The organism is Bradyrhizobium sp. 149 (assembly GCF_023073915.1).
Taxonomy (GTDB): domain Bacteria; phylum Pseudomonadota; class Alphaproteobacteria; order Rhizobiales; family Xanthobacteraceae; genus Bradyrhizobium.
The window spans coordinates 181,294-195,822 of sequence record NZ_JADPKK010000020.1 but is presented as its reverse complement, the minus strand read 5'-3'; the positions used below and the strand labels follow the sequence as shown (position 1 = coordinate 195,822).

Genomic DNA, 14,529 nt, shown 5'->3' with positions numbered 1-14,529 from the left:
AACTATTCCGGAGACGCCGCATGAAATCTTTGAAAGGCACCGGAACGGTTCGTGCACTGTCCTAGGGCGGTCCTCCGGCATTGGCCGCATGGCTGCTGTCCGGCGAGGTGCTAGGCGCCTTCCAACGAAGCTGCTAACCATTGCCGCTTCGTTTGACCCTGGGGATCACGGACCGAAGCATGGACAACCGCAGCGACATCTGGCGTGGCATTGACACGATCAAGGCACGTTTCATCGATCTCAGCGACAAGGTCTGGGGCATGCCCGAGGTGTGCTACACCGAGGCGCGGTCAGCCGCAGAACATCTCGCCGAATTGCGTCATCAGGGTTATCGCATCACCGAGAACGTCGCGGGCATTCCGACCGCGGTGATGGGCGAATGGGGCGAGGGCGGACCGGTCATCGCCTTCATGGGGGAATATGACGCGCTGCCGGGCCTCAGCCAGGAGGCGGGCGTCGCGGAGCATCGTCCGGTCGAGACCGGCGGCCACGGCCATGGCTGCGGTCACAATCTGCTCGGTTCCGCAGCTCTCCTCGCCGCCACCGCGGTGAAGGACTGGCTCGCCGAGAACAAGGTGCCGGGCCGCGTGCGCTATTACGGCTGCCCCGCGGAGGAAGGCGGCGCGGCAAAGGCCTTCATGGTGCGCTCCGGCGCATTTGCAGACGCCGACATCGCCATCACCTGGCATCCGCACAGCTTCTGGGAAGTCGCAGTGACGCCGTCACTCGCCAACACCCGCGCCGACTTCATCTTCACCGGCCGCACCTCGCATGCGGCGGCCTCGCCGCATCTCGGCCGTTCCGCGCTCGACGCCGTGGAGCTGATGAATGTCGGCGTAAACTACATGCGCGAGCACATGCCGAGCGATGCACGCGTGCACTACGCGCTGCTGGACACCGGCGGCATCGCCCCCAACGTGGTGCAGGCGCACGCGCGCGTGCGCTATTCGATCCGCGCCCGTGATCTGCCCGGCATGAGCGAGCTGGTCGGGCGCGTGAGCAAGATCGCGGACGGCGCGGCGTTGATGACCGAGACCAAGGTCGAGATGAAGATCATCTCCGCAGTCTCCAACATCCTGCCGAACACGCCGCTGGAACAGGCGCTGCACCGGGTCATGGAAGAGCTCGGACCGCCGCATTTCGACGACGCCGATAACGGCTTTGCCAGCCAGATCCGCGCGACGCTGAGCGACAAGGACATCGAGTCGGTCTATTACGCGATCGGCATGGAGCCGACCGACCGGCCGCTTGCTGACTTCCTGGTGCCACTCGATGCCAAGCGTAATCCGCTGGTCGGCTCGACTGACGTCGGCGACGTGAGCTGGGTGGTGCCGACGGTGCAGGTTCACGCACCGACGGTTGCAATCGGCACGCCGTTCCACACCTGGCAGGTGGTCGCGCAGGGCAAGAGCGCGCATGCGCACAAGGCCATGGTGCAGGCGGCCAAGGCGATGGCCGGCATCGGCATCAAGGCATTGACCGAGCCGGAGCTGATCGAGGCCGCCAAGGCCGACCTCGAGAAACGGACGGCCAAGACGCCTTACGTCTGTCCGCTGCCGGACCACGTCGCGCCGCCGCTCGACATGTCCGTGGCGTAGAATTCGCCTCGATACTTCGTCTGATCCGACGAACAAATTTTCTGCAGTGCAGCGCGGAATCCGGCCTGTTTTGATGCTGGATTGCCGCACGGATGGGCTGCGGAATATGGTTTTGCCCAACAGACAGTCAGAAGACCGTTTGCATACACACGGTCGCAGTTGACGCGCGCCCCATTCGGTGTGCCATCTACCGCCAGCCAACCTGGGCGTCGTCTCACGCGACCGCCTGCATCCTTACGGGAACCAGACAGGGGATAACCATGCTGGATAAAGAACTGCGTTCGATGATCGGTGACGTCAAGGACGGTCGGATGGACCGCCGCGCCTTCATTCAGCGCTTGGCTGCCGTGGGTCTCACCGCGCCTTTGGCCAACCAGATCCTCGCGCTTGGCGGCGTCGCCATGGCGCAGAGTCCGAACCCCTATCCTCCGGCCAAGCGCGGCGGCGGGGGCCCTCTCAAGCTGTTGTGGTGGCAAGGACCCACTCTGCTCAATCCGCATTTCGCCACCGGCACCAAAGACCAGGACGGCTCGCGCCTGTTCTACGAGCCGCTCGCAAGCTGGGACGCCGACGGCAATCTAAACCCGATCCTAGCGGCAGAGATTCCGTCGATTGCAAATGGCGGCCTGGCCGCCGACGCCAAATCAGTGACTTGGAAAATCAAACCCGGGGTGAAATGGCACGACGGCAAGCCGCTCACGGCCGACGATTTTGTGTTCACCTGGCAGTATGCCAGCGATGCCGCCACAGCCGCAGTATCCATCAGCACCTATGGTGAGATCACGGTCGAGAAAGTGAGCGATCTTTCGATTCGCATCCTTTTCAAGACTCCCACGCCGTTCTGGGCAAACGCCTTTGTCGGCGCCTACGGGTGCGTTCTCCCGAAGCATGTGTTCGCGGATTACAAGGGCTCGAAGTCTCGCGAGGCGCCGAACAATCTTTCGCCGGTCGGCACCGGGCCCTACAAATTCGTCGAGTTCAAGCCCGGCGACCTGATCCGCGGCGAGCTCAACCCCGACTATCACATGCCCAACCGGCCGTATTTCGACACTATCGAGATGAAGGGCGGTGGCGATGCCGTATCTGCGGCACGCGCCGTGATCCAGACCGGCGAGTTTGACTTTGCCTGGAACATGCAGGTCGAAGACGACGTGCTGTTGCGTCTGGAGAAGGGCGGCAAGGGCAAGACCGTTTACGCCGTGGGTGGCGACATCGAGTTCATCGCGATCAACTTCACGGATCCCAACACCGAGGTCGATGGCGAACGGTCCTCGATGAAGACCAAGCACCCGATCCTGTCGGATCCGAACGTACGCAAGGCGCTTGCGCTGCTGGTGGACCGCGAGTCCGTCAAGAAGGCGATTTACGGTCGCGCCGGCCGCACGACCGCCAACTACCTCAACGGCCCCGAGAAGTTCGTGTCCAAGAACACCTCTTGGGAGTTTAGCGTCGAGAAGGCCTCGAAGATGCTCGACGACGCCGGCTGGAAGGCCGGCACGGATGGTATCCGCGAAAAGGACGGAAAGAAGCTGAAGCTCCTGTACCAGACTTCCACCAATGGTCCGCGCCAGAAGACTCAGGCGATCGTTAAGCAGGCCTGCCAGAAGGCCGGCATCGACGTGGAGCTGAAATCCGTCGTCGCCTCGGTGTTTTTCTCGTCTGATGTGGCTAACCCCGACACCTTCCCCAAGTTCTATGCTGACATCGAGATGTTCCAGATTCCGATGACACAGCCCGATCCGGCCTTGCACATGCGCCGCTACATCTCCGCCAACGTGGCCGCCAAGGAGAACAAGTGGCAGGGCCAGAATTTCCCGCGCTATGTCAACGGGGAATATGATGCCGCCATTGCGGCGGCCGAGACCGAGACCGACCCGGTCAAGCGGGCGGCGCTCTACATCAAGTGCAACGACTTGTTGTGGCAGGACACCGTGTTCATTCCGGTGATGCATCGCCTGCTCGTGGACGCCTGCTCCAACACGGTGCGGCCGGCGCTCTCCGGTTGGGCCAACCGGACCGACAACATCCAGGACTGGTATCGGGAGGCGTGATCGCAGACCTAGACGGGGTTCTTCCCTATGAGTCAGTTTGTCCTGCGTCGCCTCCTGATTGCCGTTCCGAGCCTGCTCGCCATCTCGCTGGTGTTGTTCATCGTGCTGGCGCTCGCGCCGGGCGATCCGTTCTCGGAATTGGCGACGAATCCGAACGTACCGCCCGAAGTGCAGGCCGCGCTTCGGGCGAAGTTCGGCCTCGACGATCCGATCTACCTTCGTTACCTGCACTGGCTCAACGCCATGCTGCACGGCGACTGGGGTTTTTCCTTCGTCAGCCGGATGAACGTCGACACGCTCATCCTCCAGCGACTGCCAACGACGCTCTACGTGATCGGCTCGGCGCAGATTCTGGCGCTGCTGATTGCGATCCCGGTTGGGGTCTATGCGGCGACCAAACCCTATTCGCTCTTCGACCAGGTCGCCAACACGCTCGCCTTTGTCGGCTTCTCGCTGCCGACTTTCTTCACCGGCATCCTGTTCATCCTGATCTTCTCGGTCACGCTGGACTGGCTGCCTTTCGTCTACACGACGGACATCAAGGGCACCGGCATTCACTGGCTGCTGGAGGTGATCCGTCAGGCCATCATGCCGGTAGCGGTGCTCGGCCTGTTCCAGGCTGCGTCGATGACGCGCTTCGTGCGCTCGGCGATGCTCGACGTCATTCGGCTGGATTACGTCACCACCGCGCGCGCCAAGGGCATCGGCCAGCGACGGGTGATCATCAAGCACGTGATGCGCAACGCGATGATCCCGGTCGTCACGCTGATTGCGTTGCAAATCCCGGCGGTGTTCGGCGGCGCCATCGTCACCGAGCAGATTTTCCGCATCCCCGGCATCGGCTCGCTGCTGATCTCCTCCATCCTTTCCAACGACACGCCGGTGGTGATGGCCGTCACCTTCGTCTTTGCGTGCCTGGTCGTGCTGTTCAATCTCATCGCGGACGTTCTTTATGGCTGGCTTGACCCTCGCATCTCCCTCCGCTGAGCGGCGCGTCTACTCGCCCTGGCGCGAGACGTGGCGGCGCTATAGTCGCCACAAGCTTGCCGTGGTCAGTGCGTTCCTGCTCCTCATTCTGATCCTGGCGGTGGTGGCCGGCCCCTTCGTCTGGCGGGTCAAGATCGACGACATCGATATCGTGGCGGGCATGCAGGGGCCGTCGCTGGCCCATCCGTTCGGCACCGACGATCTCGGACAGGACATCCTCGCCCGCATGATCTATGGCGGGCGTATCTCGCTCGCGGTCGGCCTCGCCGCGATGCTGGTCTCGGTCTTTGTCGGCGTGCTGATCGGTGCGCTCGCCGGCATGTCGCGCGGTGCGCTCGGTCATGGACTGATGTGGCTCACCGATCTGTTTTTGTCGCTGCCGCAATTGCCACTCCTGCTGCTGCTGATCTATCTCTTCCGTGACGGGCTGAAGGCCGCGTTCGGCCCCGAGGGCGGCATTTTCATCCTGATCGTGCTCGTGATCGGTGGCTTGCGCTGGATGCCGGTCGCCCGCCTCGTTCGCGCCCAGTTCCTGTCGATCCGTGAGAAGGAATTCGTCGAAGCCGCGCGCGCTCTCGGGGCAAGCCCGGTGCGGCAGGTGGTGCGCCATATCCTGCCCAATGCGCTCGGTCCGGTGATCATCGCCGGCACCATCGATGTCGCCGCCGCCATCATCGCGGAATCGACGCTGTCCTTCCTCGGCCTCGGCTTCCCTCCGGATACGCCGACCTGGGGCCGGTTGCTTTACGACGCCAAGGACTTCCTCGACATCGGCCCGCACTGGGCGTTGTTTCCGGGCGGCGCGATCTTCATCGCCGTGGTCGCCATCAACTTCATCGGCGACGGCCTGCGTGACGCGCTCGATGCGCGACGGGTGATCTGATGGCGCCTCTACTTGAGATCAAGGGACTGAAAACCCATTTCTCCACCGATGACGGCATCCTCCAGGCGGTCGACGGCGTCGACATCTCCATCAACAGGGGCGAGACGCTCTGTGTCGTCGGCGAGTCCGGCTGCGGCAAGACCGTCACTGCGATGTCGATCCTGAAGCTGATCGCGATGCCGCCGGGCCGCATCGCTGCGGGCGAGATCATCTTCGAGGGGCGCGATCTGGTTCCGCTGACGAGCAGTCAGCTCGATGAGATCCGCGCCAAGGAAATCGGTTTCATCTTCCAGGAGCCGATGACCTCGCTCAACCCGGTGCTCACCATCGGCGAGCAGATCGCCGAGAGCCTGCGTCGCCATGAGAACGTCAACAGGAAGCAGGCGCTCGAGCGCACCATCGAGATGCTGAAGCTGGTGCAGATTCCCAACGCCGAAGGCCGCGTGCACAACTATCCGCATCAGTTCTCCGGCGGCATGCGCCAGCGCGTGATGATCGCGATGGCGCTCGCCTGCAAGCCGAAGCTGATCATCGCCGACGAGCCCACCACGGCGCTCGACGTCACCATCCAGGCGCAGATCCTCGACCTGCTCCAGGACATGAAGGAACGGTTCGGCATGGCGGTGATGCTGATCACGCATGCGATGGGCGTCGTCGCCGAGACCGCGCAGCGCGTCGTCGTGATGTATGCCGGCAAGGTGGTGGAGGAGGCGCCTGTCGACGACCTCTTTGGCAATCCGGGCCATCCCTATACGCAAGGGCTTATCCGCTCGATCCCGCGCATCGATCTCGACAGCGAGCACAAGACGCGCCTGGAGGCGATCGGCGGCTCGGTGCCGATTCTGATCAATCCGCCGGTCGGCTGCCGCTTCGCCCCGCGCTGCCGCCACGCCATGAGCGTCTGCACGGAGAAGGAGCCGCTGCTGCGCGAGATCGCGCCTGGCCACCGCATGGCCTGTCATCTCGGCGATACGCAGTTGGTAGGTGCGGCATGAGCGAACCCTTGCTGCGCGTCAGCGGCCTAAAAAAATATTTCCCCGTCCACGGCGGGCTGTTGTCGCGCCAGGTCGGCAGCGTCTACGCCGTCGACGGAGTCTCGTTCTCGGTCAACCGCGGCGAGACGCTCGGCCTCGTCGGCGAATCCGGCTGCGGCAAGTCGACGACGGGACGTTGCGTGCTGCGCCTGATCGAGCCGACCGACGGCGAGGTCGTGTTCGATGGCCAGGACGTCCGCCAGCTCGGCGGCACAGATTTGCGCGCGATGCGGCGGAACATGCAGCTCGTGTTCCAGGACCCGTTCGCCTCGCTCAACCCGCGGATGACGATCGGCGCGATCCTCGGCGAGGCGCTCGTCATCCATAAGCTTGGCTCATCGGCCAAGGAGCGCGAGGATCGCGTCGCGAGCCTGCTGGTGAAGGTGGGGCTCAAGGCCGAGCACATGCGGCGCTATCCGCACGAATTCTCCGGCGGCCAGCGCCAGCGCATCGTGATCGCGCGCGCGCTGGCGGTCGAGCCGAAGCTGATCGTCTGCGACGAACCGGTGTCCGCGCTCGACGTCTCGATCCAGGCGCAGGTCATCAACCTGCTGGAAGATCTCCAGGCCGAGCTGAACCTCACCTATCTCTTCGTCGCGCACGATTTGTCGGTGGTCGAGCACATCTCCGATCGGGTCGCGGTGATGTATCTGGGCCGCATCGTCGAGCTTGCCAAGGCCAGCGACCTCTACCGCAATCCGCAGCATCCCTACACCAGGGCGCTGTTATCAGCGGTGCCGGTGCCCGACCCCAAACTCAAGCGCGAGCGCATCCGCCTCAAGGGCGACGTGCCGAGCCCCATGAAGCCGCCGTCGGGTTGCCACTTCCACACCCGCTGTCCGATCGCCCAGCCGCGTTGCGCGGAAAGCGCACCGGAGCTGAAGGAGGGAGCGGGGGGGCATTTTGTAGCGTGCCATCTCGCCTGACGCCGGGGAAAGCGGGACGCGTATTCATGCGGGAAGGAGGCCGTACTCTGAAAGCGCCTGCCTGAAAGTCTCCACCGAGGTGTGGTGATGCGCGAACAGACCCGCGTCTCGCGCGCCGGCGACATTGGCCATGAGATCGTCGACGAACAGGACGCTCTCCGGCCTCACGTCGAGCTCCGAGAGACAGAGGCGATAGCAGCGCGGGTCCGGCTTCGCCGTCTTGAACCGGGCCGAGCTGTAGATTCGCGAGCCGAACAGCGGACGCAAGTCCGGCAGCAGGGTGTCGATGTGGTCGGCGACCAGCGTGGTATTGTTGGTCAGGACGGCAATGTCGACGGTTTGACGCAAGCTGCCGGCAAGCTCCAGCATCGCACGATCGGCCCGCATTGAACGGCGCCGCGCTTCGATCCACTCCTCCAGTGAGAGCGGATAACCGATGCGCTCGCCGAAACCCCGCAAATAGGCCGCGGCATCGAGCGTGCCGGAATCGCCCAGCAATTCGAAGCCGCTGTCCCAGATCGCCTTGTGGACGAAGTCGCTGGTGGCTCCTGCAAGCTCCGCCAGGCATGCGACGCGCTTTCCCCTGTCGTAGTCGCTGAGGACATTGTCCATGTCGAAGAGGACGAGCTTGATCTCACCAGTCACAGCGGCACTCACGGATTAGCCGGGAGATCCGGCCGTGATCCAAGCCATACCCCGTTGAAGCGCGGCCGACAAATCGGGAGCGACGGTCGATCCCGTCAAGCGCTCCTCGCGGGCCAGGGAACGATCTGTCCCGACATCACCAGCCGGTCACGGCCACTGTCCTTGGCGGCGTAGAGGGCGCGATCGGCGGCCGCGACCAGCGTGCTGCAATCCGTCGTGGTTTGGGACGGAAGACTCGTCGCGGCGCCAACGCTTGCGGTCACCAGGCGGGAAGGTAGATTTTGCGCATGCAGCATGGCGAGATCGTGCAGGGCCTGGCGGATACCTTCGCCGACCTCGGCGCACCCGTCCGGGCCGGTGTTCGGCAACAACACGGCGAATTCCTCGCCGCCGTACCGTGCCGCGAGGTCGGCCGGGCGCCTGGCCTGGGCGGACAGGATCCGGCCCAGCGCGCGCAGGCACCCGTCGCCTGCCAGATGTCCGTAATGGTCGTTGAACTTCTTGAAATGATCGACATCGATCAGCAGGAGCGAGAGCTGCGTGCCGTCGCGCCGGGCGCGCGCCCATTCGTCGGCGAGGCGTTCGTCGAATGCGCGTCGGTTGGCGAGGCTGGTGAGGCCGTCCGTCGTTGCCAGCGAGGCGAGTTTGTCCTGCAAGTCCTTCTGCTCGGTCATGTCGCGCACGACCGCGACGACCCCGTCAATCTGGCCGCTATCGGACGCCCGCGTCACGTGCAGGGCCGCCTCGACCCAGATTTCGCCCTTGACGCGATGGCGCTGGCGATAGACGAACCTCGCCTCCTCGGCCTCGCCGTTCTTCAGCGCGACAATGGCCTGCTCGACCCGCTCCATGTCCTCCGCGTGGATGCCGGCCACCGCCGACGTACCCAGCAGTTCGTCGGGAGACCAGCCGATGATGCGCACGCATGAGGGAGAGGCGTAGAGCAGCCGGTTATCCAACCCGATCCGCGTCACCATGTCGCTCGATTGCTCGGCCAACAGGCGGAAATTCGCTTCCTTGGCGACCAGCGCCCGGGCCATCCGCTGCCGCTGCACGAGCTGACGGACCAGGTAGAAGCCGATCACCGCGATCAGCAACACGAGGCCGAGGACGAATATCGTGCGCGCAGCCGCGGCGCGCCGCCAGGGCGCCAGCACGTCGTCCTGCGACTTGCTCGCCAGCACCATCAGGGGATAGCGGCTGCTGCGTTGGTAGTAGCTCAGCCGCTGCACGCCATCGAGCGGCGATTTGAAATAGTAGACTGCCGCGGCGGGACGGCTTTCCCAACCGTTGAACAAGGGTGCGTTGGACAGGTCGCGTCCGACAAAAGCACCGCTGTCGTCACGGCTGCGCGCCAGCATGATGCCGCTAGTGTTGAGCAGCGATGCCGAGCCGTTCGGACCGATGTCGAACCGCTCGTAGAAATTGACGAAGTAGCCGACGTCGATCGTGAGCAGGGCGACGCCGGCGAATCCGCCGTCGGGATCGTTGATCCGGCGGGACGCGGTGACGATCCATTGGCCGCCGGCTCGGCTCTTGACGGGAGGGCCGATCAGCGTGCCCGTCTCCGGCGAGTCACGATGGCGCTGGAAATATTCGCGGTCGCTGTTGTTGAGCTTGGAGAAGTCAAGCCGCTCGGTCGTCGCAAGCCACCGGCCGGTCGCGTCATAAAGGAAGATGCCGCGGACACGGTCCGATGATTTGCGTGTCGGCAGATAGGCCTGAAGCTTTGCAATCGTGTCGGGACCCGTCCCGTCGATTTCGAGCCGGTGGACCAGCCCGACGAGGATCGTATCGACGAGTTCGAACGTGTCGTCCGCGTGCTGAATCAGCGAATGCGCCAGATTGGCGACGTCGATCTCGGCGTTCCTGAGTTCGGCGCTGCGGGTTTCCCATTCGCGCCAGCCGCTCAGGCCGAGGATCGCCACGCAAATCAGGACGACGAAGCCCGCTGCCCAGAGCGGAAGGCGCGTCTTGCCGAGTTCGCGGCCCGTGGCCATCAGGCTTGCTCCATTTCGGCGCAAACCTCTCACTTTCATCTTAACGGCCTATTGCAACATCCGCGATGATTGTGCGGAGCCCGTATTCGGCCGGAAGCAACCCGCGACAGTTGACACGTTATCGTCGGAGAGAGTTAACCACGCTGGCGCCACGCGACGGCTTCGCGAGGTGCTTCTGCCTCACTCATCCAGTGTGAAGCCGACGCGCAGCGTGACCTGGTAGTGGCGCACGGCACCGTTCTCGATGTGCCCGCGCGTCTGCACCACCTCGAACCATTTCATCTCGCGAACGGTCTTGGCGGCGCGGCTGACCGCGTTCTTTATCGCGTCCTCGATGGAGGTCTCGGACGATCCGACCAGTTCCAGGATCTTGTAGACGTGATCGTGCTCGGCTGCGGGCATGGCAAGTCTCCCCATTGTGCAAGGCCGGCCGCCGCGCCTTGAGCGAGACAGCGCGGACGTTCGGCACCAACTGTGAACGGACGCCGGCGCTTCGGGTTCCACCTATCGATGAGGCCGCTCCGCGACACAGGCGAGAGTGTCGCAGCCGAGCGCGGCGTTTCATCGCGACATGGCGGCGCGAAATGCGATCGAGGGTGCGAAGCGCTGCCTCGATTTACGGATCCAGCTCCGTATCCCAGTAGAGATAATCCAGCCAGCTGTCGTGCAGATAGTTCGGTGGGAACAGGCGGCCGTTGCGATGGAGCTGGTGCACGGTCGGGGCGAACGCGTGCTGGCGTGGAAACATCTTGGCCTGCACCGGCGTGAGATTGCCCTTGCGTAAATTACAGGGCGAGCAAGCCGCGACCACGTTCTCCCAGGTGGTCTGGCCGCCTTTGCTGCGCGGGACGATGTGGTCGAAGGTGAGGTCTTCGGGCGAGCCGCAATATTGGCAGGCGAAACGATCGCGCAGGAAGACGTTGAATCGGGTGAACGCGGGATGCGTGGTCGGCTTGACGAAGGATTTGAGCGAGACGACGCTCGGCAGCTGCATTTGCAGCGTGGGACTATGGACCGCCTGATCGTAGTGCGCGACGATGTTGACGCGATCGAGGAACACCGCCTTGATCGCGTCCTGCCACGACCACAAAGACAGCGGGTAGTAACTCAGCGGCCGGAAGTCCGCATTCAGCACCAACACCGGCCAACTGCCTTGCGAGACATGTGCGTTCAAGTAACGCTCCCGGCCTCCAATGTGCGCTGCGAAGCAGCATGTACTGACATACTACATGCAGCGTGACGGGATTGTGAAGCCCGTTGAGCGACTTATTCAGGCGCAAGCAATGCGGCGGCGGGGTGGCAAACGCTCAAAACGCCGCGATCTGGGGCGGAGGGCGACGGCGGGAGGCAAGATCGACCTGACAGCGCATCAGGGCTTGCCCGCGCAACTACTCCTGCACCCGTTCCAGCTTCTGCAAGCACCGCGTCGCGCGCACCACGGCCGGCATCTCCTGGTCCGGGAAACTCGTCGTCCAGTTGGTGACGCCGACCTCGCCGACATAGATGTCGCCCCTCGAATCCAGCGCGATGCCGTGTGGCGCCAGAAATTTTCCGCTCGCAACGCCCGGCCCTTCCTCGCCGCCGAGCCGCGCGATGCGCTTGCCCTTGGCGTCCACGATCGAGAGCCGCGGGCCGAGGTTGGGCACATCGCGGTTGATGGCAAGACCGGGGCCGAGCTCGCCGATCACGAAGGTCGGGCTCTTGCCGCCGCCGCAGCAGCATAGCGCACAAGGGCGGTGCAGATTGTTCCACTGCGTCTCGTACTTGCCCTCGCCATCGAACACCTGCACGCGATGGTTCTCGCGGTCGGCGACATAGACAAAACCATCGGGGTCGGTGGCAATGTTATGCACGATATTGAACTGGCCCGGATCGGTGCCGGGCTCGCCCCAGCTCTTGAGGAGCTTGCCATCCGGCGTGAATTTGTGCACGCGCGCATTGCCATAGCCGTCGGAGACGTAGATCTCGCCCTTCGGCGACAGCGCGGTGTGAGTGCAGCGGTGGAACGGATCGCCGCTCATGAACGGGGACGGCTTCTCGGGGATGCCGATCGTCAGCAGCACCTTGCCGTCGGCGGTGCATTTGCGCACGGTGTGGTCGCCGTCGTCGGTGCAATAGAGATTGTCGTCGGCGTCGATGTGCAGGCCGTGCGCGCGCGAGAACAGACCTTCGCCCCAACTGCGCAGAAAATTGCCCTCGCGGTCCAGCACGATCATCGGATGGGTACCGCGATTGAAGACGTAGACGCGATCCTTGCTGTCGACCGCGACCGAAGCGACGTCGGTGAGCTGCCAGCCGTCCGGCAGCTTTGCGAAGTTTTCGACGACGCGGTAGCGGTGCTCGCCGGCGCCGAGAATGGCTGGCATTGAATTCTCCTCTTATTCGTATCGGTGATGCGCAATCGTCTCCACACAGTCATTGCGAGCGTAGCGAAGCATCCAGACTGTCTCCGCGGAAAGACAGTCGATTTGCTTCGCTGCGCTCGCAATGACGAGGAGGCTCAAGTTGCGCCCGCCTCACGAGCCAAAATCCCTTCCTCGATCGCCTTGATCTGGAGCGCGAGATATTTCGAGTTGATCCGGCATTGCGCGAGGCTGCCGGCGATGAACCACAGGCCGGGCTGCTTGGTGCGCGCATACATGTTGCGCAGCTCGAGGCCATCGCCAAAACCCCAGACCGGGCCGATCCGGTCGGCGACGCCGTCGCCGAACAGTTTCCGAACCAGATATTCCTGCGTCTTGTAACCGGTCGAGAGCACGATAAGGTCGGCCGGAAGGGGCGTGCCGTCCTTCATCCGCGCACCCTCGGCGACGAAGCTCTCGATGTCGGAAAACTGCCTGAGCTTGATCGCGCCCTCGACGACGAGATTGGAGCAGCCGACGTTGAAATAATAGCCGCCCCCACGGGTGAGGTATTTGAACTGCCAACCGGTGCCGGCCTCGCCGAAGTCGAGCTTGAAGCCGACGCGCCGCAACCCGTCGAGCAGCTCCTTGTCGAGCTCCTTGGATTGCTCCGTCAGCATTACGTGGGTCTTTTTCGCGAGCGGCGTCGGCATCGAAGTCGCGATCAGATCGTTGTCGTCGAGCGTGCCCTCATTGTAGGTCGCATAAGCGAGCTGGGCCGACGGCTCGATGTTGGTGACAAGGGTCGGCGAGCGCTGCACCAGTGTCACATCGGCGCCGCTGGAGTAGAGGTCCTGCGCGATGTCGTGGCCGCTGTTGCCGGTGCCGATGACAATGGCGCGTTTGCCTGTCCAGTTCTCGCCGTCCTCGTAGCGGCTCGAATGCAGCAGCGTGCCCTTGAAGTTATCGAGGGTCGGAATAACCGGCACATTTGCGATGCCGCTGACGCCGGTCGCCATCACCACATGGCGCGGATGCATGATGCGCTTGCTGCCGTCGGCGCGCCGCAGCGTCACCGTCCAGTGGCCTTGCGTATCGTCGTAGGCGCCGCCTTCGAATTCGGTGCCGGTCCAGAAATTCAGCTCCATCGCATCGACGTAAGCTTCGAACCAGTTGGCGAGCTTGTCCTTCGGGATGTAGGTCGGCCAGCTCGGCGGAAACGGCATGTAGGGCAAATGATTGACCTGCACCTGGTTGTGCAGGGTCAGCGCGTGGTAGCGCTTGCGCCAATTGTCCCCGATCCGTGCCTCGCGATCGACGATCAGGGTGTCGATTTTCAACTGCTTCAGCCGCGCCGCAATCGCGAGCCCGGCCTGGCCGCCGCCGACCACCAGCACGGCGGGATCGCGGTCGGTGTAGTCGCGCGAGGCGTTGCGCAGGTCGAGCCAGTTCGGTCCACGGAAATCGCGCGAATAGGCCTGGCCGCGCGGCCGTGAGGTGCCGAGCTGCTCCTCGAAGCCTTTGAGCTCGTCGAGCGCGGTCAGCAGCGTCCATGCCTTCAACCGGTCGCCGTCGGCCGCATCGGGAACGAGCCGCAAAATGCCGCTGCCGCGCCCCAGTGCGGTTTCGAAATTGAAGATCGCTTCGATATTGTTGGTGCCGGCACGCGTCACCCAGCGCGGCGGCGCCCGGTTCGGCGCGATCGTGAAATTGCTCGGCGCGACCTTTGCCGCGAACGATATCAGCTCCTGCTTGATCGAGTCGCCGCCGGCGATCGTTTGCAGGTTCCAGCTTAGTGCCAGCACATCGCGCCAAAAGCTGTCGGCGAGGAAAAGACGCTCTGGCGCAGCGCCGTCAGGTGCGCCAAGCGTGCGCTCGAATTCATCAAGCCAGGCTTGCGCGGATGCATGAATATCCATCGTCCTGTCGAGCATGCGCGACCTCGTGGCCGTCTTCGCGGCGTTTCCTCAGAGGTCGAGGCTATACCGGATCACCCGGCGTCAAAAGCGCTTTACCCGAGCAGTGAGAGCATGTGGCCCTGCTCCGGCGGAATACACCCATCA

Annotated in this window: 11 protein-coding genes and 1 pseudogene; 6 read left to right on the top strand and 6 right to left on the bottom strand. The window is 63.7% G+C overall.

The window, feature by feature from the left end:
• The first annotated feature begins 179 nt into the window (after positions 1 to 179).
• The 6 genes from IVA88_RS15940 (at position 180) to IVA88_RS15915 (ending at position 7,479) form a co-directional block, all read left to right on the top strand.
• The gene (locus tag IVA88_RS15940) at positions 180 to 1,598 is read left to right on the top strand and encodes a M20 family metallopeptidase (RefSeq protein WP_247498186.1); all 1,419 of its coding nucleotides are present in this window, start codon (positions 180 to 182) and stop codon (positions 1,596 to 1,598) included.
• A gap of 260 nt (positions 1,599 to 1,858) precedes the next feature.
• A complete protein-coding gene (locus tag IVA88_RS15935) occupies positions 1,859 to 3,649 on the top strand; it encodes a peptide ABC transporter substrate-binding protein (protein WP_247498427.1) in 1,791 nt (596 codons plus the stop codon).
• A 27-nt stretch (positions 3,650 to 3,676) separates the two neighbouring features.
• Positions 3,677 to 4,636, top strand: coding sequence for an ABC transporter permease (locus tag IVA88_RS15930; protein WP_247498185.1), 960 nt, complete (start codon positions 3,677 to 3,679; stop codon positions 4,634 to 4,636).
• The gene (locus IVA88_RS15925) at positions 4,602 to 5,519 is read left to right on the top strand and encodes an ABC transporter permease (protein ID WP_247498184.1); all 918 of its coding nucleotides are present in this window, start codon (positions 4,602 to 4,604) and stop codon (positions 5,517 to 5,519) included. The genes IVA88_RS15930 and IVA88_RS15925 overlap by 35 nt, the downstream gene beginning before the upstream one ends.
• Positions 5,519 to 6,514, top strand: a complete 996-nt coding sequence (locus IVA88_RS15920) for an ABC transporter ATP-binding protein (RefSeq protein ID WP_247498183.1) — start codon at positions 5,519 to 5,521, stop codon at positions 6,512 to 6,514. Before IVA88_RS15925 ends, IVA88_RS15920 begins: the two co-directional genes overlap by 1 nt.
• Complete coding sequence (locus IVA88_RS15915) at positions 6,511 to 7,479, top strand: dipeptide ABC transporter ATP-binding protein (protein WP_247498182.1); 969 nt, start codon at positions 6,511 to 6,513, stop codon at positions 7,477 to 7,479. The genes IVA88_RS15920 and IVA88_RS15915 overlap by 4 nt, the downstream gene beginning before the upstream one ends.
• Positions 7,480 to 7,503: 24 nt before the next feature.
• On the opposite strand, the pseudogene IVA88_RS15910 reads toward IVA88_RS15915, so the two are convergent.
• From IVA88_RS15910 to IVA88_RS15885, 6 genes and pseudogenes are all read right to left on the bottom strand, one after another.
• Positions 7,504 to 8,167: pseudogene (locus tag IVA88_RS15910) on the bottom strand (HAD family phosphatase).
• Positions 8,168 to 8,219: 52 nt separating this feature from the next.
• On the bottom strand, positions 8,220 to 10,124 hold the full coding sequence (locus IVA88_RS15905; protein WP_247498180.1) for a sensor domain-containing diguanylate cyclase: 1,905 nt from the start codon (positions 10,122 to 10,124) through the stop codon (positions 8,220 to 8,222).
• 180 nt (positions 10,125 to 10,304) lie between these two features.
• Positions 10,305 to 10,526: a dodecin gene (locus IVA88_RS15900; RefSeq protein ID WP_247498179.1), complete on the bottom strand. Its 222-nt coding sequence runs from the start codon at positions 10,524 to 10,526 to the stop codon at positions 10,305 to 10,307.
• A gap of 214 nt (positions 10,527 to 10,740) precedes the next feature.
• Positions 10,741 to 11,298: an HNH endonuclease gene (locus tag IVA88_RS15895; RefSeq protein ID WP_247498178.1), complete on the bottom strand. Its 558-nt coding sequence runs from the start codon at positions 11,296 to 11,298 to the stop codon at positions 10,741 to 10,743.
• 214 nt (positions 11,299 to 11,512) lie between these two features.
• Positions 11,513 to 12,490 (bottom strand): peptidyl-alpha-hydroxyglycine alpha-amidating lyase family protein, encoded by a 978-nt coding sequence (locus IVA88_RS15890; RefSeq protein WP_247498177.1) that lies wholly within the window; start codon positions 12,488 to 12,490, stop codon positions 11,513 to 11,515.
• 134 nt (positions 12,491 to 12,624) lie between these two features.
• On the bottom strand, positions 12,625 to 14,400 hold the full coding sequence (locus IVA88_RS15885) for an NAD(P)/FAD-dependent oxidoreductase (protein ID WP_247498176.1): 1,776 nt from the start codon (positions 14,398 to 14,400) through the stop codon (positions 12,625 to 12,627).
• Between the last annotated feature and the right edge of the window lie 129 nt (positions 14,401 to 14,529).

Excerpts from the sequence above, each read along its gene's own strand:
- IVA88_RS15940 (WP_247498186.1), top strand. The coding sequence starts at position 180 with ATGGACAACCGCAGCGACATCTGGCGTGGCATTGACACGATCAAGGCA.
- IVA88_RS15935 (WP_247498427.1), top strand. The coding sequence starts at position 1,859 with ATGCTGGATAAAGAACTGCGTTCGATGATCGGTGACGTCAAGGACGGT.
- IVA88_RS15930 (WP_247498185.1), top strand. The coding sequence starts at position 3,677 with ATGAGTCAGTTTGTCCTGCGTCGCCTCCTGATTGCCGTTCCGAGCCTG.
- IVA88_RS15925 (WP_247498184.1), top strand. The coding sequence starts at position 4,602 with ATGGCTGGCTTGACCCTCGCATCTCCCTCCGCTGAGCGGCGCGTCTAC.
- IVA88_RS15920 (WP_247498183.1), top strand. The coding sequence starts at position 5,519 with ATGGCGCCTCTACTTGAGATCAAGGGACTGAAAACCCATTTCTCCACC.
- IVA88_RS15915 (WP_247498182.1), top strand. The coding sequence starts at position 6,511 with ATGAGCGAACCCTTGCTGCGCGTCAGCGGCCTAAAAAAATATTTCCCC.
- IVA88_RS15905 (WP_247498180.1), bottom strand. The coding sequence starts at position 10,124 with ATGGCCACGGGCCGCGAACTCGGCAAGACGCGCCTTCCGCTCTGGGCA.
- IVA88_RS15900 (WP_247498179.1), bottom strand. The coding sequence starts at position 10,526 with ATGCCCGCAGCCGAGCACGATCACGTCTACAAGATCCTGGAACTGGTC.
- IVA88_RS15890 (WP_247498177.1), bottom strand. The coding sequence starts at position 12,490 with ATGCCAGCCATTCTCGGCGCCGGCGAGCACCGCTACCGCGTCGTCGAA.
- IVA88_RS15885 (WP_247498176.1), bottom strand. The coding sequence starts at position 14,400 with ATGCTCGACAGGACGATGGATATTCATGCATCCGCGCAAGCCTGGCTT.